This is a genomic window from Sphingobium sp. YR768, from assembly GCF_900111125.1.
GTDB lineage: Bacteria > Pseudomonadota > Alphaproteobacteria > Sphingomonadales > Sphingomonadaceae > Sphingobium.
Window position 1 is genome coordinate 121,242 of the sequence record NZ_FOGE01000007.1, and the last position, 20,247, is coordinate 141,488.

16 protein-coding genes and 1 pseudogene are annotated in these 20,247 nt (G+C 62.1%); 9 read left to right on the top strand and 8 right to left on the bottom strand.

Annotated features, from left to right (window positions below; translation table 11 throughout):
- Window positions 1-147 precede the first annotated feature (147 nt).
- From BMX92_RS10970 to fepB, 5 genes are read right to left on the bottom strand one after another with little or no spacing between them, the layout of a single operon-like run.
- A complete protein-coding gene (locus BMX92_RS10970) occupies window positions 148-1,425 on the bottom strand; it encodes an NtaA/DmoA family FMN-dependent monooxygenase (RefSeq protein WP_093016312.1) in 1,278 nt (425 codons plus the stop codon).
- Complete coding sequence (locus tag BMX92_RS10975; protein WP_177185004.1) at window positions 1,422-2,243, bottom strand: ABC transporter ATP-binding protein; 822 nt, start codon at window positions 2,241-2,243, stop codon at window positions 1,422-1,424. The genes BMX92_RS10970 and BMX92_RS10975 overlap by 4 nt, the downstream gene beginning before the upstream one ends.
- Entirely contained in the window at window positions 2,240-3,295 is a 1,056-nt protein-coding gene (locus BMX92_RS10980; RefSeq protein ID WP_093016314.1) for a FecCD family ABC transporter permease, read from the bottom strand. The genes BMX92_RS10975 and BMX92_RS10980 overlap by 4 nt, the downstream gene beginning before the upstream one ends.
- The gene (locus tag BMX92_RS10985) at window positions 3,292-4,323 is read right to left on the bottom strand and encodes a FecCD family ABC transporter permease (RefSeq protein ID WP_093016316.1); all 1,032 of its coding nucleotides are present in this window, start codon (window positions 4,321-4,323) and stop codon (window positions 3,292-3,294) included. The genes BMX92_RS10980 and BMX92_RS10985 overlap by 4 nt, the downstream gene beginning before the upstream one ends.
- Window positions 4,320-5,309, bottom strand: a complete 990-nt coding sequence (fepB, locus tag BMX92_RS10990; protein ID WP_218145762.1) for a Fe2+-enterobactin ABC transporter substrate-binding protein — start codon at window positions 5,307-5,309, stop codon at window positions 4,320-4,322. The genes BMX92_RS10985 and fepB overlap by 4 nt, the downstream gene beginning before the upstream one ends.
- 174 nt (window positions 5,310-5,483) lie before the next feature.
- Between fepB and BMX92_RS10995 the strand changes: the two genes are divergently transcribed.
- On the top strand, window positions 5,484-6,476 hold the full coding sequence (locus BMX92_RS10995; protein WP_093016320.1) for an AraC family transcriptional regulator: 993 nt from the start codon (window positions 5,484-5,486) through the stop codon (window positions 6,474-6,476).
- Between the two features lie 24 nt (window positions 6,477-6,500).
- Here the strand turns inward: BMX92_RS10995 and BMX92_RS11000 are convergent, their stop codons facing one another.
- Window positions 6,501-8,687 carry a TonB-dependent siderophore receptor gene (locus tag BMX92_RS11000; RefSeq protein WP_218145763.1) on the bottom strand — a complete coding sequence of 729 codons (2,187 nt, stop codon included), beginning with the start codon at window positions 8,685-8,687 and terminating at the stop codon, window positions 6,501-6,503.
- A gap of 231 nt (window positions 8,688-8,918) precedes the next feature.
- Between BMX92_RS11000 and BMX92_RS11005 the strand changes: the two genes are divergently transcribed.
- A complete protein-coding gene (locus tag BMX92_RS11005) occupies window positions 8,919-9,206 on the top strand; it encodes a DUF2218 domain-containing protein (RefSeq protein WP_093016322.1) in 288 nt (95 codons plus the stop codon).
- A 288-nt stretch (window positions 9,207-9,494) separates the two neighbouring features.
- On the opposite strand, the pseudogene BMX92_RS11010 reads toward BMX92_RS11005, so the two are convergent.
- Both BMX92_RS11010 and BMX92_RS11015 read right to left on the bottom strand, forming a co-directional pair.
- Window positions 9,495-10,498 (bottom strand): annotated as a pseudogene (locus tag BMX92_RS11010) (DDE-type integrase/transposase/recombinase).
- A gap of 58 nt (window positions 10,499-10,556) precedes the next feature.
- Window positions 10,557-11,114 carry a hypothetical protein gene (locus BMX92_RS11015; protein ID WP_093016324.1) on the bottom strand — a complete coding sequence of 186 codons (558 nt, stop codon included), beginning with the start codon at window positions 11,112-11,114 and terminating at the stop codon, window positions 10,557-10,559.
- 929 nt (window positions 11,115-12,043) lie between these two features.
- Here BMX92_RS11015 and BMX92_RS11025 point away from each other — a divergent pair.
- The 7 genes from BMX92_RS11025 to BMX92_RS11050 all read left to right on the top strand — a co-directional run bounded on the left by BMX92_RS11025 (window position 12,044) and on the right by BMX92_RS11050 (window position 20,166).
- The gene (locus BMX92_RS11025) at window positions 12,044-12,343 is read left to right on the top strand and encodes a ribbon-helix-helix protein, CopG family (protein ID WP_093016327.1); all 300 of its coding nucleotides are present in this window, start codon (window positions 12,044-12,046) and stop codon (window positions 12,341-12,343) included.
- Window positions 12,340-14,430 (top strand): type IV secretion system DNA-binding domain-containing protein, encoded by a 2,091-nt coding sequence (locus BMX92_RS11030; protein WP_093016329.1) that lies wholly within the window; start codon window positions 12,340-12,342, stop codon window positions 14,428-14,430. The genes BMX92_RS11025 and BMX92_RS11030 overlap by 4 nt, the downstream gene beginning before the upstream one ends.
- Window positions 14,427-17,381 (top strand): MobF family relaxase, encoded by a 2,955-nt coding sequence (mobF, locus tag BMX92_RS11035; protein ID WP_093016331.1) that lies wholly within the window; start codon window positions 14,427-14,429, stop codon window positions 17,379-17,381. The genes BMX92_RS11030 and mobF overlap by 4 nt, the downstream gene beginning before the upstream one ends.
- Window positions 17,382-17,392: 11 nt before the next feature.
- Window positions 17,393-17,968 (top strand): restriction endonuclease, encoded by a 576-nt coding sequence (locus BMX92_RS11040; protein WP_093016333.1) that lies wholly within the window; start codon window positions 17,393-17,395, stop codon window positions 17,966-17,968.
- Window positions 17,965-18,471 (top strand): lytic transglycosylase domain-containing protein, encoded by a 507-nt coding sequence (locus tag BMX92_RS11045; RefSeq protein ID WP_256213380.1) that lies wholly within the window; start codon window positions 17,965-17,967, stop codon window positions 18,469-18,471. Before BMX92_RS11040 ends, BMX92_RS11045 begins: the two co-directional genes overlap by 4 nt.
- A gap of 435 nt (window positions 18,472-18,906) precedes the next feature.
- Complete coding sequence (locus BMX92_RS27340; protein ID WP_177185005.1) at window positions 18,907-19,056, top strand: hypothetical protein; 150 nt, start codon at window positions 18,907-18,909, stop codon at window positions 19,054-19,056.
- A gap of 60 nt (window positions 19,057-19,116) precedes the next feature.
- Window positions 19,117-20,166: a tyrosine-type recombinase/integrase gene (locus tag BMX92_RS11050; RefSeq protein ID WP_256213381.1), complete on the top strand. Its 1,050-nt coding sequence runs from the start codon at window positions 19,117-19,119 to the stop codon at window positions 20,164-20,166.
- The last annotated feature ends 81 nt before the right edge of the window (window positions 20,167-20,247 follow it).

Sequence of the window (20,247 nt, forward strand, 5' to 3'; positions counted from 1 at the left end):
AGATGAGCGCCAGAGCGAATGGCGCCCATTTGCCTGTTGGTCTATTGACGCGCGTAGGCAATGCCCGCCGTCGTAAAGTTTCAGGTGTAGCAGATAACCGAAAATCAGGTGAAGGCGTCACCCGCTTCGTGCGTGTCGCAAACGCTCCTATTCCGATAGGCTGGATCGGAAAAGGCCACTCAGCTGCAGGTTGGTCAATAGCTCGTCGAGCAGTAGCGCCACCGATCGATCGGAGCCGCCGGGCAGCGCGATAAAGCCGTCAATCGCTCCCGCATGCGCCCACCGTTCTATCTCGCGCACCGCGTCGTCTGGTCGCCCGACGAAGAGCCAATGCGCTGATCCGGCAACCTCGGGACGAGAAAGAAGATCACCAACCGTCGGCGTATCGCGTGCGATCAGCCGGTGCAAAAGGGCCGTGTGCGTCCGGCTGCGCACTGTACGAACCTGATCCGGCAACATTGCCGGCGTGATCCTCTGGTCCTCCGGCATCGAGCTCACATCCAGGCCAAGACTATCAGCGATCAAGCGGTGTTTGCGCGCCTCTCCTAGCCCGCGATGCGTTTCGGCAAACAGATCCCTGGCTTCCGCTTCGCTGTCCGCAAGATAGAGGCTGAGCCCCGGCAGGACGCGCACGGTGTCGGGATCGCGTCCATGGCTCGCGGCACGCTTACGAATATCTTGCCGCAGTTCGATAGCCGCGCCCATGTCAGGAGTAGCGGCAAATACCCCATCGGCGACTCGCGCCGCGAAATCACGTCCTTCATTCGATGCGCCGGCCTGAAACAGCGGAATGCGTCTACCCGGGAACGTTGGCAGGTTGAGCGGCCCCTCGACCGCGAAGTGCGTGCCACGATGTTCGATTGGCCGAACCTGCTCAGTATGCCCATAGAGTCCGTTGTCACGATCATAGGCCAGCGCCTCAGCCGGATAGCTCGACCATAGCGCCCGCACGACATCGGTGAATTCAGCTGCCTGGGCGTAGCGCCGGGTGGAAGACGGGAAGGGCTCGCTCCCGAAATTGCCGCTTCCGTCTATAGAGGTGACGATATTCCAGCCCGCGCGCCCGTTGCTCAGCCAGTTGAGCGATTGCAGCTGCCGGGCAACGATATAGGGCGGGTAGAAGCTCGTGGACGCCGTGGTCACTAGTCCAATGCGCTGGGTCTCGCGTGCAAGGGTGGAGAGAAGCAGCGTTGGATCCAGGCTGCTGAACCCCGGTGATGTGGCGAGTGCGGCGGGATCGAGGAACAGCGAATCCGGGCGGAACAGAAAATCGACCCCTGCCGCTTCCGCTTGTCGGGCGATATCGATGTAGAAGTCGCTCGAATAAATGTCCTCAACGCGGCTGCCGGGCCTGCGCCATCCATTGCCGGTCAGCCAGGTGACCGCGATGCTGAGCCCGACGCACAGCGACGGTGCCGTCGTCATGCGAACACTCCGGTCTGGCTACTGACGGGCACGACCATGGGCGCGCCGGTGACCGGATCGGGCATGACCAGCGAGTCCATGCTGAACACCTGTGCAATCCTCTCGCGCGTGAGCACATCTGTGGGCGTGCCAGACGCGACAATGGCGCCTGCCTTCATCGCAATCATATTGTCGGCGTAGCGCGCCGCCAGATTGAGGTCGTGCAGCACCAGCACCAGCGTTCGCCCCTTGGTGCGATTGAGGTGCCGGCACAGGTCGAGCAGTTCCATCTGATGGGCGATATCGAGATAGGTGGTCGGCTCGTCGAGCAGTATGAGCGGCGTATCCTGCGCCAGCGTCATTGCCAACCTGACACGTTGGTGTTGTCCGCCCGAAAGGGCATCGACCGGACGATTGGCAAGGTCGCTGATCCGTGTGTCAGCCATCGCCGCTTCGACCGCCCGTTCATCGTCGAGGGACCATTGGCGCAGTAAGCTCTGATGCGGATAGCGGCCGCGCGCCACCAGATCGGCGACGCTTATGCCCTGCGGCGCGATCGATGATTGCGGCAGCAGCGCTATGGTGCGCGCCAGATCTCGCGCCTTCCAGTCCCGCAGGTCACGGCCATGGAGAAACACATGGCCGGATGAGGGGCTCAGCAACCGTGACAAGGCCCGTAGCAGGGTCGATTTGCCGCAGGCGTTAGGGCCAACGATGATAGTGATCCGGCCGGTCGGGATGATTATGTCGAGATTCCGCGTGATCTCGCGCGCTTCATATCGCAGGGTCAGGCCGTCACCGCGCAGGATCGCGCTATCGTCATGCGTATCGGTCGTCACAATTCCCTCGATCGGGTGATAAGCCAGGCAAGATAGAGGCCGCCAATAAGACCGGTTACGCGCCCGATCGGCAGCGTGGCGCCAAAGGACAGGGCCTGTGTCAGGACATCGGCGAGCATCAGCAGCACCGCACCGGTAAGGGCGGCTGTCAGAACCGGCATATCCCCATCCCGCACCAGATTGCGCGCGATCTGAGGGGCCGCCAGTGCGATGAAAGCGATCGGCCCTGCCGCGCCGGTCGCGAGCGCGGCCAGCACGACGGCGATCGCCATGGCACCGAGCCGGCAACGCCCGACGCGAACGCCAAGCTGGCTGGCCATATCATCTCCCAGCTCAATCAGGCGCAGCGGGCGGGCGCAGAGCATCGCCACGGGTGTCAGGATCAGAACGCCAACCGCGACCGGTGCTACATGCCCCCAGTTGCGGGCATTGAGCGATCCGGCCAGCCATAGATTGGCCATGACCGCATTGTCGAGCTGTCCCCGTGCCAAAAGCAGGCCGTTCAGCGCCGAGAGCACCGAGCCGACGCCTATTCCGACCAGCACCAGGCTTTGGCTCGCGACCGCGCCATCGCGAAGCGAGAGCAGATAGACGAGGATCGCCGTCAGCAGGCCGCCGGTGACCGCCGCCGCCGCGACGGGAAGCGGCGATGCCCCGACGAGAACGATCCAGCCGATCGCGCCGGTCGCCGCTCCGGTCAGGAAGCCGATGACATCCGGCGAGCCCAGCACGTTGCGCGAGACCGACTGAAAGATCGCTCCCGATATGCCGAGCGCCGCGCCCGCTCCGCAAGCCGTGATGACGCGCGGCAGACGGATGCTCAAGATGATCCTGCTGGCCATTTCGTCGTTCGAATTTCCGGCAAGGATTGCCGCTATCTGGGTGAAGGGCACATCGATCCGGCCCATGGTGAGCGCCACGAGCGCCAGGATCAGGATGATGAGCAGCAGGCCCGTTCCGAGCAGCAACGCTCTCGCCGACACGATCAGCGATAAGCTGCCCGCTCGCCAGACAACGCGCCTGCAACGTGCTGTGATTGCTGTGTCCGTCATGAATGGGCGAGCTTTCGCCCGCGCACCAGCGCGATGAAAAAGGGGCCACCGATCAGGGCGATCATGATGCCGACGCCGACTTCGCCGGGGCGCGCGACCATCCGTCCGGCCATGTCCGCCACGATCATCGTGCCTGCGGACAGCAGCATTGCCAAGGGAAGGAGGCGACGATGCGCTGTCCCCACGATCGCACGCGCGGCATGCGGGGCGGTCAGGCCAAGGAAGGTGATTGGTCCTGCCGCGGCGGTGGCGGCTCCCGCAAGCAGGATGACCGCGAAGGCGGCCAGCGCCAATGTCCGGCCCGGATGGCTGCCCAGCGAACGGGCAAGATCATCGCCGAGCGCGACGGCGTCGAGCCTGCGGGCAAGACCAGCCACGATCAGCAGTCCGGTGCCGATCGGCAAGGTGACCGCGCGAAGCACCGGAAAGCCGCGCCCTTCGAGCGAGCCCACCGTCCAGTGCCGAAACTGGTCGAAGACCTCAGCTTCGCTGTTGATCGTTACTATATGGGTGAGGGCAAGGAACATGACCGTCAGCGCCGATCCGGCAAGCACCACCCGCACGGAATTCATGCCCTGGCGAATACTGCCGAGCAGATAGACCGCCATACCGGCAAGCGCGGCGCCCCCAAGGCCGAACCATACATAGGAGCCAGCTTCGGTCTGTCCGAAAAAGGCGATGGCAATCGCGATGCCCGCCGCCGCGCCGGCATTGACGCCCAGGATGCCGGGGTCTGCCAGCGGATTGCGCGTCAGCGCCTGCATCACCACGCCGGCCGCGCCCAGCGCCACGCCAACCAGAAGCGCTGCCAGAGCGCGGGGGATGCGTAAATGCTGAACCAGAAGATGCCGGTTGTCGGCTGGATCGAACGCGGTCACCGCATTCCAAGCCTGGCGGGGCGACAAATCTTCCGCGCCGATGCTTATGCTTGCGGCAGCCAGCAGCAGGACGAATGCAATCCCGCCCGCGAGCCAGCAATCCTGGTGTCGATGCCGCAAGCATTCGCCGCCGCAATCCGTATCGGTCATTTCCCGAAGGTCTTGACGATACCGTCGACGATCTGGGTTGCGCTATAATAGTCGATCCGGAAGCTGTTGGTGCCCAGGCTCTGGACCTGCCGTGCGCGGACCGAGGGCAGATTGGCAAGCACCGGGTCGCTGAGAAACGTCGCAACGCGCTCGTCATTCGCGCGCAGCAGGAAGGTCGTTGCTGCGGTCAGTCGGGGCAGCATTTCATAAGGAGCCCAGACGAAGTCGCCTCGCGCCTCCGAGGCAGCGTGCCAAGCCGGATCCGGATCCTCGACTGTAAAGCCAAGGCCGGCAAGGAGGCGGCCATGCGCGCCATTGGCGGTTGCGATCGGGTTCGTCGTACCCGATCCATTATAGCTGATGATGTTCACCTTGCCCGCCGGCACAGCGATTTTTCCGCGAGCGTCCACCACATAGCGCTCGAACGCCGCGATCCGCGCCGCAGCCTCATTTTCGAGACCCGCCGCCTTGCCAAGCTGGATCGCGAGATACTGCCAGGACTGGCTTCCATAATCTACCACTATGGTGGGCGCAATCGCCTGGAGCTCGGCGCGCTGAGCCAGAGCGGAATCGGCGCCGCCCGTCGAGACCACGATGAGGTCGGGCTTCACCGCAATGGCGGCCTCGATGCCGACATCGCCGGCTGGCCAGATATTTTTGATGCCGCGCTCTTTGGCAACGCCTGCCCATTGCGGAAAATACTGGCCATTGGCAGCAGAGGCGCTGGCAATCAGCGGCGCGTCGATCGCGAGCAGGGTGCCGGTCACCGACGCTGACGTAGAGAGAATGCGGCGCGGTCTGGCAGGAATATCGGTGATAGTACCGTCCGCGTTGATAAAGCGGATGCTTCTCTCACTCTGTGAAGCCGAACCCCCGGCACTTTTTCCGCACCCAACCAGGCCGCCGGCCAGGATCAAGAGGCCGAAAGCCATAACGGCATGCCGACGTGTTACCGTCATTCCCTCCATTTGCGGGTCAGCCTCCATCAATATGCTTGCGCCGGCCACAGGGGGCGCTATTGTTGCGAATAAGTCGCATTAAATGCATTGGAGCGGGAAGCGCAAGCCTGACGCCTATTGCGAGATGCGGGAATTCTATCGTGCAATCGCGGGGTTTCGCGCACGGCTGTGCAGGGTGCCTCCGGATAAGGTGGGAACGTCATGCCTTCGTCGGCTTCTTCGACAGCCGCCGCGCTATCTGTCGCGGATGTGTTGAAACAGGCAGCGCAACCGGTGCTGAATGCCAGCACTCACGAGCAGGAAGAAGCCTGGCCCGAGCGAACCATCATCTCAGGCCAGTTGCTCTCGCGCGAGGTCCAGGCGGGGCTTTACGTCAATATGCACGATGTCCTCTATCTCGGCGATTGTGCGTTCGATGCCCGCAAGGAACGATCTCTAAGCTGCGGCTTGCTTCTTGCGGGCGAAGTCGCACCGATCGGCATCCGGGGATATGATCCGGTCATCCAGACACGCGGGCGGCCATTCCTCTTCGGTCTCGGCCAGGCCACGCAATGCGACCGGCTGTGGCGCGCCGGTACACGGAGCCGCGGGGCAGGGGTCACGCTGAACCCGGACTTTCTCGAGCGCTTTGGAGCGGATGTCGCTGAAGACGGGCTCGCATTGCTGCACCAGTATCTGCAGCCCGGTTCGCGTTCGACCGTCCTGCCATCCTCTCGCGCGCTCACGCAGATTGCGGCGCGGCTTCTTGATCACCCTTATCGCGGACCTCTAGCGTCCCTGTTCCTTGAAAGCAGCGCGCTGCAGTTCGTGCTCGAGATCGCTTTCCTGCTGCGTGATGAAGACCGGCTCGTCCGTCAACTCGGCCGCTGGCACCTTGGCCGGGTGACTGAAGCGCGCGAGATGCTCGACGCGCGGCTGGCTGATCCGCCAAGTTCACTCGAGCTTGCCCGGCAGGTCGGGGTGAACCTCACCACCCTGCAGGAGAATTTCAAGACCGCCTATGGGCTGACCTTATTCGCCTATGTCCGCGTCGAAAGGCTGAAGCTGGCCCGAGAACTGATCCTCGATCAGGGGCTCGGCATCGCCGAAGCGGGCTACCGCGTCGGCTTCGGCAGCCCGGCCGCCTTCACCGCCGCCTATCGCCGCCAGTTCGGGCATCCGCCATCGGCAGAGCGCGGCGCAACGCTCAATTGAGCGACGCCGCGCCCGGCCTGGAGGTTACCAGCTCAGCCTGATCGAGCCGGTCAGCGTGCGGCCCGAGCCATAATAGCAGGCCGTCAGGGCTGAGCAGGTGGCGACATAGCGCTTGTTCGCAAGATTACTTCCGTTGATCGAGAGCAGGGCCTTTGCGCCGCCGACCTGCCCCAGATCGTAGCGGATAGATGCGTCGAAGAGATGGTAGGCATCGATATGCAGGGTGTTGGCAAGGTCGCCATAGGTGTCATCGACATAGCGGGCGCCCGCTGCGAGGCTCAGGCCGGTCAGCGCGCCATGCTGGAAACTATAGTCGAGCCAGAGTGAGCCCATCCAGTCGGGTACCCGTATCATCCGGTTGCCCTGGTTCGTCGTATCCCGCGTGACCTTGGAATCGAACAACGTCGCCGCCCCGATGACGCTGAAGCCCGCAAGCGGTGTCACCCGGCCCTCAAGTTCGATGCCCCGGATGCGGACCTCGCCCGTCTGCACCTGGTAGGATTCGGTGCTCGTATTCTGCGGGTCGGTGGTCAGGACATTCTTCTGACGCAGATCGAAAGCCGACAAGGTGATCATGCCGTCGATCGTTCGCGGCTCATATTTGATGCCGATCTCCCATTGATCGGCGGAGATCGCCTTGAAGGCGCTGCCGTCGCGCGCCGTGCCGATCGCGGGCTGGAACGACTGCGAAAAGCTGGCATAGGGCGACAGCCCGTTGGGGAAGGCATAGAGCAGCCCGACCCGGCCCGAGAAGGCTTCGTTCCGCGATCGGGTGGCCACATTGTTCAGCGTGTTGAGCGAGTCGATCTTCGCCCAGTCGTAGCGACCGCTCATGGTCAGCCGCCAATTGCCTGCCGCGATCTGGTCCTGGAGATAGGCACCGCTCTGGCTATCGGTCTCGCGCGTGCCGACCTGATTGACCAATGTGGGCGCGAAATCATAATGGGTATAGACCGGATCGTAGATGTCGATCTGGATCGCGGTTTGCGACACCGCCGCCTGCTTTCGCAGGAAATTCCATTTGGTCCGCTGCCAGTCGAAGCCCGCCAGCATGACATGCTCGATGTCGCCGGTGACGAACCGTCCTTCGAGCCGCGTGTCGATGGTATAGCCGTTGGAATCGCCTTCGCCCTGAACCGCACGGCGCGGGAGAATGCGTCCGTTCGTCAGCGTGTTCGGATTGGTGACGGTCTGCCCGCGCACGCCATAGACCACCGTGGCACGATAGAGCGAGTCGACATGGGTGAAGCGCGCATTCTGGCTGAGCTTGAACGTGTCGCTGAACTTGTGCTCGAACTGCCAGCCTGCCGACCAGACCATGCGATCATAGACGTTCCAGTTCGGTTCGCCGAGGAACGTCCGGTTGTCGATATAGCCGTCCGCTCCTGGGATCACTGATCCCTGGTAGGGCAGGAACTGGAAGGTGCTGCCGCCGCTGTCTTCTTGGTAGAAGGCCTGTAGCGTCAGCTTCGTCCTCTCGCTCATCCGGAAGGTGACGCTCGGCGCCAAAAACCACTGCTGGTGATCGACATGCTCCAGTTGCGTGCCGCCATCCTTGAACAGGCCGACGAAACGCGCCGCAACGCTGCCGCTCTCATTGGCATGCCCGAGGTCGAAGGCGGCCTGATATTTGCCATATTCGTCCGTCAGCAATTGCAGCATCTGCGGCTGCCCGGCTCGCGGGGTCTTGCTGATCTGGTTGACCATGCCGCCGGGCGCGAGCTGGCCGTAGAGGACGCTCGATGGGCCCTTCAGCACCTCGACCCTTTCCATGCTCCAATTGTTATAGGCGGCATGGTTCCAGCTCGATGAACTGTCGGACGGCATTCGCAGCCCGTCGAGCATGATGTTGCTGGCAAATCCGCCCGCATCGAAACCACGGATGTACATGTCGTCGATGCGGTTATCCATGCCCTGGCTTTCGGGCAGGACGCCCGCGACATAGCGGGTGGCTTCGTTGAGCGTCTGTACACCGCGCGCGTCCAGTTCGTCGCGGGTGATGACAGACACCGATTGCGGCGTCTCGCGCGGCGGGGTGGTGGTCTTGGTCGAAGCGTCGATCGTCTCGGCCGGACGATAGGCGTTCACGACGATGTCCGCCTCGCTGCCATCCTGCGCAACCGCCGGTGCCGCCGACACAAGCGCATATGCCAGCAGGGAGCCGGCAATGGACGGCCGCTTCAGCTGGGCTGCTCCCCGAAGGTCGGACATTTCTTTACGCGCGGATAGTCTCACACCACTCATCTGAATCCCCTATTGCGAGTAATTTGCAATAGGGTGAAGGTCGATCGCGCCGCAATGCGCGGGGCTATCGCGAAATCCAGAATTGCTGTCGTGAGGTCCAGCCTGCGAAATCCGCGGTGGGGTCTTTTGAATGCGTATCGTAAAGTAGCGACGAGCGCCTGCGCCGGTCAGCGTGCTTGCTCAATCAGGAGATCGAAGATGGCCGAGAGCCATGTTACCATCGCGACGACGAATTCCAGACGTTATCAAAGCCAGCTTTGCAAGCATTGGGGGCACAAGCTCAACGTGGAAGAGCATGAAACCCACGCTATCGTGAAGCTGCCGCAGGCGCTTCTGACCATGCATGCCGACGACGACGCTTTAAATGTTCACTTGCGTGCGGACGAAGCGGAAGGACTGGAAGCCATGAAGCATGTCGTGACCTCACATCTCGACCGCTTCGCTTTTCGAGAGGCGCCTTTTGACTATCTCTGGAACGACGCCTGATGGTCAAATCGGCATCACGAGGATCCCCTTGCCCGGAAAAATAAATCTTTGGGCGCCGAACGCAAAAGACCCAGGCAGGTCGATTGCAACCGTCGTGGTAGCGATCAGACCGGGTTCTTGAGTGGTTCCGGCTTCTTGCCGTCGGGCAGTTTCTCGCGCAGATGCGCGTGGACCATGTGATTGTCGAACGGCTTGATAGCTGGGACTGTTATCCTATCATCGACTGCGCAGAGCGCCGATTTCACTTGGTAATGTGCTCGTAAATGGTTCGCTTTAATCGTGCGGTAGTCATCTCATCTGACTGTCTGGTTGCGACACATCATTGGCATAATATAGGACGTCGTCGACTTTGGCCATAAGATCGTCTGGCGCCGTGGGCTTGTAAAGAGGGTTGGCGAGCGCGGGTGCCTGCGCGATCCGTTTCTCCACCTTCTGGCGTGGTGAGTTGCCTTGGAACACGCGCTGTCGTCGTCGATTGTAGGCGCGGTTGAAGCCGGCCAGCAGGATTTCGAGATCCGCGTGGCCGGCGACGTTGATGCCCATCACCTCGCTGGCGATGCGGCCGTTGAAGCGCTCGACCATGCCATTGGTCTGGGGTGTATAGGGTTTTGTCTTGCGTTGACTGACCTTGATCTCGGCGCAAGTGCGTTCAAAATCGTCGGCGGTGAAGCAGGATCCCCGGTCGGTCAGGACATGGGTGACACGGAAAGGGAATGCCTTCCTGGCGGTATTGAGAAAGGTGATAGCGTTGGCGGCATTCTCGGCGTCGTAGACGTTGAGATGGACGAACCGTGAGCAACGATCGATGGCCACATAGAGGAAGCGCTTGCGGATCTCACCGTCCGCAGTGCGCAGCTTGGGCAGATGTTTTACGTCGATGTGGACGAAGCCCAGATCCTCGTCCTTGAAGCGGCCTTGCCCATTGCGCGGTTGCGTCGAGGGTTTGGGTGGGCGGCGGTTGAGACCCTCGGCCTTAAGCACCCGATAGATGCTGTCGCGATTGAGGTGTGGCAGGAAGTGCCGGAGCACGAAGGTGAGATCATCCAGGGCGAGCCAGTCGACTTGCGCACAGCGCAGATGATGGCGCGTTCTTCCTCGGTCATGCACCAAGCCAGGCGCTTAGGCCGGCTTGAGCAATCCTGGACCGCCTGCTCGCCGCGTCTGCGCCACTTGCGGACGGTTTCGTCGCTGATGCCATAGCGCTTTGCGAGAACACTGGCGGGCTCGCTAGAACGAGCGATTTCCGCCCGCACAACAGGCATGGTTCGGGCTTGGGGATGTATCTGCACCATCACGAAACCTCATCAGCAAAAGCGGCAAAGCGCCACGCGTGATCCGCGATAGCGCTACTTACCATGTCCCAATGATGTGTCGCAACCAGACAATTAGATGGTCGAGCCACCTCAGCCGCTTTTCAATCCCGCCCGTCACGGTCTCCGACGTTTTCTCGATCGTGATACGTTTGAGCCGAACTCCGGGTCCGAAAACTGCGGCCAGTTTGCCGGGCGCTACTTCCTCACCACTCCTTGGATCATTCGGGTCACGGAACCGAATGAGCCTCGGCAGTGGATTGGTCCTCTCAAAACCAATTGTATCAGGGTGTGTTGGCCAGAGTTCTGTGACATCGCGCCACCGATAGGCTTTGTCATTGGCTGGCTCTTGCGACAGCCTGCTTCCGAGCGCCCTTCCAGGAAGCTGACGCGCATAGTCAGCGTCACCATCGGCACTCGTAAGCAACGCGAACAGTGCCGCACCTCCCGGTAGATCGATGGCTACCGCTTCGCACCTCACGCAGCCGTTGTTTGAAACCCCATCTCGGAATCTATGTCCGAAAATCAGGCTTTTGCCGCCGCTGCGCACGTAATTGCCAACAAAGGTGGCGCGGCAGCCGTCGATCAGGCCGGCCATTCGCCCGCAGCCCTGGCATTTTGCCAATTCAATTGCGATGCACAGGGCACATCACGTTGCAGACGCGCTACCGCGAGCGATTCGGAATTGGACATAGTTTCTCCTTCGCCGGAAGCGCGGAGCGCTCCGGAGCAATGTTGGGCCAGATTGTCAGGATCAGTTGGAAACGAGGCGCGTAAGCGTCTCGGCAATGCCGAGGCCCAGAAACACGACGATGACCAGGGCGGTGAGCATAGCAACCATGATCATTATGCGTGCCGGGATGCTGTAATCGTGTCTCCACCCTTCCTGGAACGGCGCCAGAAGATCCTTCCCTGCGCCCCCCGGTCCCGATGCTGGGCGCAATGCTGTCGCTCAGCAAAAGAACCGATAACGGGTCGCCGTCCGAAAAGTGGGATGGCACCAGAACAGGCACGGGGGGAAGCTGCACCAGATCATATGTGACGCGATCATATACGCTCTTCAGCCGGGCGTAGACGACGGCCGCCTCATCGCGGTCGGCTGCACCGAGAATTTTTCGCGCGGCGGTGATGCGCTGATCAACTGTGGGTTTGAAAATCTGAAGGATCGTGCGATTTCCTTCGAGCTCTTGCGTTCAACTACAAGGTCGAGGCAGGCGCGATGCTTGTGGGTAAGGCGGGACCAGCGGGAGAGGTCGTCCGGTTCTTCCACTGATGCCTTCCTCCTGACCAACCACTCGATATGGTAATGCTCAATCTCCGCACGCCATCAAGGCGATTAGCCGCGAGGAAGCATATCCATACTCCATGCGTGAAACACCCCGCGGTCGCTAACAGCCGGAAACTGTTCCTATAACCCTTCGATTATGGATTTTTAGATCGCCGCGACTTGCGCGACGAATGCGGCTTCGGTACCATCACTTCGCTTCATGACATCTGCGAAGGTCCCCGGACAGGGAGACCCTTCGCTTGCCCAAGGTCAATTTTCGCCTCGATGGTACGCTGTACGCAGCGTTGACGCGGCGTGCGCGCGGTGCGAACCTCTCTTTGTCGGGCTTCATCCGCCAGCTGCTTGAGCAGGCGGTCGATGAACGCAAGCGCTACGTCTTCTCCTCGCAGGATGAGATCCTCGCCACCTCGATCCAGATCCTCTCGATCGTCGCGACGTCCGTCGGCCAGCAGTCTCCCAAGGCGCTCGAGCAGGGAATGGCCCAAGCCCGCGCCATTCTCGCCGAACGCGGTCTGCTTGGCGGGGAGGATGCCCTATGAGCATCTTCCGCAACGATATGCTGGGTTCCTGGACGCGCGGCGGCCAGGCGATCGTCCACAACGTCCGCATGACCACGCAGGTCTTCTACCAGACCATATTAGCCGGCTTCATCATCTGGATCATCGGCACAGTCTGGTATGCGTTCGAGAAATCGAGCGAATATGAGCGTTTCGTTCTGCTCAAGCTGGCCGAAGCGACCATCAAGGTCGATGCGGCCGGCGGAACCAATGACCCAGTACAGTTTCGCACCCCGGAAGGGCAGGATTACTGGACTTCGGCGGACTGGCTGGTCGCCTCGGCGCTGGCGAACAAGACCCTGCGGTCTTTCGAGGGCTATCTGCTACACGGGGCGCTGATTGCGGGGCTGTTCACTGCTGTCATGCTCGGCTGGGCTTGGTTCTATTTCACGCGGACGGGCAGGGGGCTGGGCTCCAACGAATATTTGCGAGGCGCGCGCTTCGGCACGATCCGCCAGGTCCGACGTGCGCTGTGGGGCCAGAAAAAGGGGCCCCTCGTCATCGGGCCCGTTCCCGTTCCCGAAGCCTTCGAGCCCGAGCATATCCTGCTGTGCGGCGCTCCGGGTACCGGCAAGACCAACCTCATCGTTGGCATGCTCGAGGGTATCCGTAAATCAGGTCGTCGCGCGATCGTCTATGACACCGCCGGTACCTTCGTCGAGAAATTCTATCGGCAGGGCACCGACATGCTGCTCAACCCGCTCGATCAACGCACGGCGCGCTGGTCGCCCTGGGTCGATGTACCCTGCGACTACCATTATGATCAAATTGCCGAGTCGACGATCCCAGACAAGCATGGCGATCCTTTCTGGGCCAAGGCGGCGCGGGGCACCCTGGTCGCGGTCATGCGCAAACTCGCGCGCCAGAAGCACACCTATGTCTCGGTCCTGCTGGACCGGCTGTTGCGCTCGAAGCTCAAGGATCTGGCTGCCTTCGTGACCGGCACCGATGCCGCCGCCTTCATCAGCACCGAGGGTGAACGCACGTCCGCCGGCATTCAGGCCGAACTCGCCTCGGTGATGCGCAGCTTCGGCTATCTCCATGATACCGAGGACGGCTTCTCGATCCGGGACTGGGTGGAGAAGGGTGAAGAGGGCAGTTGGCTTTTTATCACCGTGAAAGCCGATCAGCTACCCTCGCTCCGCCCTTTGATCACCGTCTGGCTCGACATCGCGATCAGCGCGATCATGAGCCTGACGCCCGATCGCGACCGGCGGCTTTATTGCGTGATCGACGAGTTGCCGACGCTGCAGAAGCTGCCGTCGCTCTCGGACTTCCTTGCGCGGGCCCGCAAATATGGCGGATGCGGTATATTGGGTTTCCAGTCCTATCCCCAGCTCAAGGCCACCTACGGCAAGGAAGATGCTGCGGCGATCACCGGCTATTGCTCGACCTGGGTGGCGCTGCGGGCGAATGACACGGATACCGCAGAGCATGTCTCGATCAACCTTGGTCAGGTCGAGCAAGTCGAGGCCAATGAGGGCATGTCCTATGGCGTCAACGACATGCGCGACGGCGTCAATCTGTCGCGCATGCAGGTGACCCGGCCTCTGGTCATGCCGACCGAGGTCACCAATCTGCCCAATCTGATCGGCTTCCTGCGCTTCGGCCGCAATCTTCCCGTGGTGCGGTTTGAAAGCCGGTTCAACGACATTCCCTCGCTGGGAGAAGCCTTTTCCGAGCGCACTGATCCGCCCGTCCAGATCGACAAGGCACAAGCTCTCGTTCGCATTGCCCACGCCGAATCGCGTGTCCGTGAAGCCATGGAGCGCGAGGCCGCGCAGACTCAGCCAACTCCCAACGCGGTGGACACGCCATCCAGGAAACCCCGGCCATCTCCTGATGCACCGGCGGCCCCACCTCCACAGCCGGATCTGTTCAGCCCTCCGGCACCCGATATCGATCCGCAGCGGGTCGAGGACATCTTGCTGAATGAAGAGCATGCCGAGCTCCCGGCTCCCGCGCGAACCCTGTGGACCATCCTTGCCGGCAAGCAGGGGGAGATTCGCTCGGACCTTGTTCAGCACGGCCGTGAAGACGGCCCGCGCGAACCGGCGAGGCCGGCATGATCCAGCCTCAGCGCCTCCATGGTCAGCCTGCCAACATTGCCCGCTATTATACGGTGGGCGATTATTACACCAAGGGTGGGAACGAGCCCTCGGAATGGGCCGGCAAGCTCGCGGACGATCTTGGGCTGTCAGGCGCGGTCGACCCGAAAGTCTTCCGGCCGCTTCTCGCGGGCAAGGTCGGCGGCCAGCAGCTTGGCCGTTACCGAGGCGACGGGCAGCTACAACATCATCCCGGCTGGGACTTTGCGGTCAATGCGCCCAAGTCGGTGTCGATCATGGCGCTGGTGGCGGGCGACGAGCGCGTGCTTGCGGCCCATGAGGGCGCGGTGACCGCCGCCATCTCCTATCTGGAGGAGCAGGCGCAACTGCGCCGCCGTGACGAAGGCAAGATCGTGCACGAAACCACCGGTCGCATCCTCGTCGCGCGCTTCACCGAACATGGCAGCCGGGAACTCGATCCCCATCTCCATACTCATCTGGTCGTCCTCAACATGACCAACCGCCAAGCCGGCGATCCCATGGCGAGCCTGGAAAGCCGGGTCATGTATGGCGAGCAGCGCGTGGCCGGCCAGATATATCGCAATGCGCTGGCCTTTACTTTGCGCGAGGCAGGCTATGAGATCGACACAGATCCACGGTCAGGGCTCTTTGAAATTCGCGGTGTGCCCGGGGATCTCATCGCGCAATTCTCGCAGCGCGCCGAGGCGATCGAGGAACATGCCCGCCAGCATGAGCTGGTCGGGCAGAAGGCGCAGCGGGCCTCCTTCTATGCCACGCGCAAGGCCAAGGTGAAGATCGGCAAGGAGGAACTTGTCGCGCGGTGGCACCGGCGCACAGGACCCCGCCTCGAGCCGCTTCACCTGATCGCCACAGCGACGCAGGAGCGAAAGGACATGCACCTGCCACCCACCGAACGGGAGGCATCGCGCGCGGCGCTGTTCGGCCTGCGGCAGTTGGAGACCACGGAAGCAGTCAACAATCTCGGCGATATCCTGCGCACAGGGCTCGCCGCTCATGTCGGCGAAGTCCGGCTCAAGGATATCCGTCCCCGCATCGAAAGCCACGAACTCGTCCGCAAGCTGCTCCCCACTCATGAGCAGACCGGGGACAAGGTTCTGACCCGCGGGCGCACCAGCCGCAAAACCTGGCGGCTGGAATTGGCGCTCACCCAGCATATCGCGCTGGGGCTGGGCGATACCCGCCCGATCGCCTCAAGCGATCGACTGCTCGCTATCCTCGAACGAACCGGCCTCAACAAGCAGCAACAGAATGCCCTTGTCGAGACGGCGTTGACCCGCGATCGCGTCACCGCCATCCACGGTGTGGCGGGCTCCGGCAAATCGACCCTGGTCCGCGTGCTGGTCGAAGCGGCTGAGCCCGGCACGACCTTGATCGCCCTGGCGCCTACATCTTCAGCGGCAGCCGAACTGGGCAAGAAGGCCGACATAGCGTCCTTCACCGTTGCCGGTTTTGTCGCGCGAGGCGGGCAGGGGATCACCGACCGCCATGTGCTGGTCCTCGACGAGGCAGGGCAACTGGGTAACCGTCAGGCCCAGCGGCTGCTTGAGATCAGCAGGACGACCGGGGCACGGTTGCTCTTCCTGGGCGATGAGAAACAGACCGGTGCCATCGAGCAGGGTAAGCCGTTCTGGTTGATGCGCAAACTGGGCCTGCCGACGGTCGAACTCACCGAGGCCGTGCGTCAGGAAACCAGATCGATCAAGGCTGCGGTGACGGAGGCGCGAGCCGGTAACTTCGCGCAAGCGCTTTCCAAACTCGATAGCGTCAGCACCGTGACCGACAATGAGAAGATGGCCGAGCAGGTCGTCCATGCCTGGGTGCGGCTCAAACCTGATTCGCGGGACGGTACCAACATCCTCGTTCTCGACAATGCGACGCGCCTGATCGTCAACAGCAAGATTCGCGATGCGCTGAAAGACGAGAATGGTCTCGCCGCCGAAGACAGCCGCCTGTCTATCCTGGCCCCGGCCGGCCTGACGGACGTCGAGAAGCATATGGCGCGTTTCTATAGCTCTGGTCAGGTCGTGCGCTTCGACCGCGATATCGTGGGTCTCGGCGTCGCCCGCAATGTCGGCTATCGCGTCGCCGGATTGGGGCGTGAGCCCAATGGCCGGCAGGTCGTGCGCCTGATCGATGAGCAGGGACGCACGATCCGCTGGGATCCGCAGACCACCAGGGCCCGGCATATCAACATATTCAATCCTGAGGATCGCGACCTTGCCGAGGGAGATCGTATCCAGTGGCGTCTCGTCAACCGTGACCTCGATCTGCGCAATGCCGAGCGTGGGACCGTGGCTCAACTGGAAGGGGCGCTGGCAACGATCCGCTGGGATCGGGACGGGCGCGTACAGAAGGTCGATCTCTCCGAGCACAGGACCTGGGATCATGGCTATACCGAGACCGTCTATTCCGCCCAGTCCAAAACCTATCCGCGCGTCTTCGTGCTGGCGCCGGTCGAATCGCCGCTCGTCAATGCCCAGAATTTCTACACCGCCATCACCCGTGCGGCCTTCGGCGCCAGGTTTTGGACCAACGATGTCAAGGCGTTGATCGCAAAGCTCGAGCGGCAGTCCGGCGAGAAAACATCCTCGTCTGAAGGACTGGGCCGGCTGAAGGCAGACCGCGTCGATGCTCTCTCGAGCCGCCGCGGTGAGCATCTGGCCAACCTCAGGGCCGAACAGGAGCAATTGCGCGCGGAGCGCCGTGATCAAATGCTCGAACGGCAACTCGATCGCCGGCAGCGTCCGCCGCGCGGCGCCGCCGAACATCTCGCCGAGGGCGCGCGCAGCGTCGCGCAGGTCCTCGATCGCATTCTCGAGGGCATTCTCGACCGCGCTCGTACTAATCGCGACGCATCGGACAATCAGCCGGCGCGGCCGGCGCCATCTCCTGTCCATCACCCCGAGCCCTCTCGTGGTCCCGAGCGATAAGGTTGCCTCTCATGCTGTTTGCCCTATCCGCGGTCATGCTCATCATCCTGGCCTTCTTCGCCCATCGATTGCGGGTGCCGGTAAAGCATGGCTGGCGGCGGCGGCAGGCCAGGACCATGGCGGCTCAACTTCGCGGGCGGGACCGGTTGCAGCCGCCACAGCTTCTCTATGCCCGCTTGCGCGCCATGGACCTGCTCGCATTCGAGGAGCTGTTGCTCGAAAGTTTCGAGCCCCGTGGTTACAAGGTCATTCGCAACCGCCGTTACACGGGCGATGGCGGGATCGACGGACAGGTCGTCATCGATGGCGCCATCTGGTTGATCCAGGCCAAGCGCTATGCCGATACGATCCGGCCGGAACATGTCTCGGCTTTCGAGGCGCTCTGTCGCGCGAGAGGGAAGCGCGGCCTTTTCATCCATACTGGGCGGACTGGGCCGCAAAGTCGGGCCGTCGTCGCTCACGGCAGCACTATCGAAATCCTTGCCGGGCGCGCGTTGCTGGCCTTGCTGACGGATGGGCCGTTCCCGGACCTCAGCGGCACGAGACTTCATGCTCGATCGGTGTCGGTGGGGATGACGGGTCAATGACGCGCTGCGTTCCCTATCTCATCTGCGCGCTGCTGTGGGCAGCGTTGATCGCACCATCCCCGGCGCAGGCCAGGACGCGCAATCCGGACGACGAACGTCTGATAGGAGCGTGCATCCGACGCGCCTCGCTCGGCAGGCCCTGGCTCGAAAAGACGCTGTGGGGTTTGCGCGATCAGGAGGCAGGCTGGATCGGTGCCGAGGTTGCCAACACCAACGGCACCCATGATCTGGGGCCGTTGCAGATCAACAGTTGGTGGGTAGCGCGCATCGCAGCGCATATCGACCGACCGAAAACCCATGTGCACCATTGGCTCCGTTTTGATCCCTGTTTCAATGCCGAGGCCGCGCGGTGGGTATTTCTGTCCGCCCTGCGGACCACGGGAGACTATTGGAAGGCAGTCGGCGTCTACCACAGCCCGACGGCGTGGCGTCAGCGTAACTATACCGCCTCTGTGGCCGTGCACCTGAGCGCAAGGTTTGGGAACGATGTGTTTGTGCGCTGAACCTCCTCACGGCTCCGTGCAACTGAAATGAGAAAACCGATAGAGGACGGTCTTCAAGTTGCTCCAGACTATGATATTATTGGCTTTGCTTCATGACATCGCGTGGGTGCTCCAGTGAGGAGCGCGCAATGCGTTTTGCCATGTTTTGGTACTCGGGACCGCCTCTGGTCCTTCTGGCTGTTGCAGCCACGATCCGTCGCCGCCTGGAGGCTGTGGCCCATGCACCAGCGGCGACCCTCGCCGGGATACGGCGCCTGCGGACGCAGCCAGGCGTAAAGTCAGCGCTCTCCAGCCGACTCGCCTGGGGAGGGAGGGGGGAGTGCGGCGGGCAGGGGACCACGAGTTGGGTCTGCGCCCTGCGGCCTTGGGTAGCGTGCTGTGGCCGGACCGCGTAAATCCTCACCACGACGCCCCAGTCTCGCCCAGGCCATCCGCATGGCCTGCGAGGGCGGACTGACGATCGTGCGTACCGAGATCCACCCCGATGGGCGGATCATCCTCGTGCATCTGGAAACGGAACCATCCGCGGTTTCGTCGACCCCGTTCGACGAATGGAAGGCGCGGCGCGATGCGCGTCAATCTTAAAGGTGTCCACAGGTTTCGTAAGAAACTGGCGACGGGCCTGTACGCGACCTGCTATTACGCGTGGCGCGGGGGCCCCGCATCGAGGCCAAATTCGGCACGCCGGAATTTCACCAGGCTTATGTCGCGGCCCATGCGACGCGATCCAACAAGCCGATCGATACGTTCAACGCAGTGTTTCGGGCTTTCGAGCAATCCTCAGCCTATACATCTCTCGCCGACCGAACCCGGAAGGACTATGCAAAGCATCTGCGGCACATCGAGACCGAATTCGGCGATTTTCCGGTCTCAGCCCTTGGCGATCGCCGTACCCGAGGTGAGTTCCTCGCCTGGCGAGACAGGGTTGGGAAAACTTCCGAGCGGACGGCGGACTACCGTTTCGCGATTCTCGCTCGTATCCTGGCATGGGCCCTTGACCGGGGCCTTGTGACAGCCAATCCCTGCAAACGACCTGGCCGGCTTTATCGGGGCAGTCGCGCCGAATATATCTGGCGGGAAGGAGAGGAAGCTGCCTTCTATGCCAATGCGCCAGAGCATCTCCATCTCGCGCTCAAACTGGCGCTGTGGACTGGTCAGCGGCAGGGTGATCTCATCAAGCTCCCCTGGAAGGCCTATGACGGAACTCATATCCGGCTGGCGCAAAACAAGACGAGGAGCAAGGCCGCCAAACTGCAAGTGAATCGTGTCGTCATTCCCGTGGGGGCGCCACTCAAGGAATCGCTCGACACGCTCAAGGCCGGCTACGAGGCCGAGGGGAAGGAACTCCCGCGAACGATCCTCATAACGCTGCGGGGCAGCGAGTGGACAAGTGACGGTTTCAGGACGTCCTGGCGCAAGGGGTGCATAAAAGCGGGGGTCGCCGGCCTGACCTTCCACGATCTGCGTGGTACCGTCGTGACCCGTCTGGCGATCGCGGGATGCACTGTCCCGCAGATCGCGACTATCACCGGACACAGCCTCAGGGACGTCGCGACGATCCTCGATGCGCACTATCTAGCGCGGGACTCAGGACTGGGAGAAGCGGCGATTTCAAAGCTCGAAACCAGCAGAAAATGTAAAACCAGCCGCCTCCGCGTCCGATTTGAAGCACCATCCAACGATGGCTATTCGTAAGTAAATAGCTGACAAAAAGCTCTTTGGCCGATCTTGGAACTGCAACCAAGCGAGGCAGTACATCATGTCCGTTAGGTAGAA

Excerpts from the sequence above, each read along its gene's own strand:
- BMX92_RS11000 (WP_218145763.1), bottom strand. The coding sequence starts at position 8,687 with ATGTCCGACCTTCGGGGAGCAGCCCAGCTGAAGCGGCCGTCCATTGCC.
- mobF (WP_093016331.1), top strand. The coding sequence starts at position 14,427 with ATGATCCAGCCTCAGCGCCTCCATGGTCAGCCTGCCAACATTGCCCGC.
- BMX92_RS10995 (WP_093016320.1), top strand. The coding sequence starts at position 5,484 with ATGCCTTCGTCGGCTTCTTCGACAGCCGCCGCGCTATCTGTCGCGGAT.
- BMX92_RS27340 (WP_177185005.1), top strand. The coding sequence starts at position 18,907 with ATGGCCTGCGAGGGCGGACTGACGATCGTGCGTACCGAGATCCACCCC.
- BMX92_RS11045 (WP_256213380.1), top strand. The coding sequence starts at position 17,965 with ATGACGCGCTGCGTTCCCTATCTCATCTGCGCGCTGCTGTGGGCAGCG.
- BMX92_RS11005 (WP_093016322.1), top strand. The coding sequence starts at position 8,919 with ATGGCCGAGAGCCATGTTACCATCGCGACGACGAATTCCAGACGTTAT.
- BMX92_RS10980 (WP_093016314.1), bottom strand. The coding sequence starts at position 3,295 with ATGACGGACACAGCAATCACAGCACGTTGCAGGCGCGTTGTCTGGCGA.
- BMX92_RS11030 (WP_093016329.1), top strand. The coding sequence starts at position 12,340 with ATGAGCATCTTCCGCAACGATATGCTGGGTTCCTGGACGCGCGGCGGC.
- BMX92_RS10970 (WP_093016312.1), bottom strand. The coding sequence starts at position 1,425 with ATGACGACGGCACCGTCGCTGTGCGTCGGGCTCAGCATCGCGGTCACC.
- fepB (WP_218145762.1), bottom strand. The coding sequence starts at position 5,309 with ATGGAGGCTGACCCGCAAATGGAGGGAATGACGGTAACACGTCGGCAT.
- BMX92_RS10985 (WP_093016316.1), bottom strand. The coding sequence starts at position 4,323 with ATGACCGATACGGATTGCGGCGGCGAATGCTTGCGGCATCGACACCAG.
- BMX92_RS11040 (WP_093016333.1), top strand. The coding sequence starts at position 17,393 with ATGCTGTTTGCCCTATCCGCGGTCATGCTCATCATCCTGGCCTTCTTC.
- BMX92_RS11015 (WP_093016324.1), bottom strand. The coding sequence starts at position 11,114 with ATGGCCGGCCTGATCGACGGCTGCCGCGCCACCTTTGTTGGCAATTAC.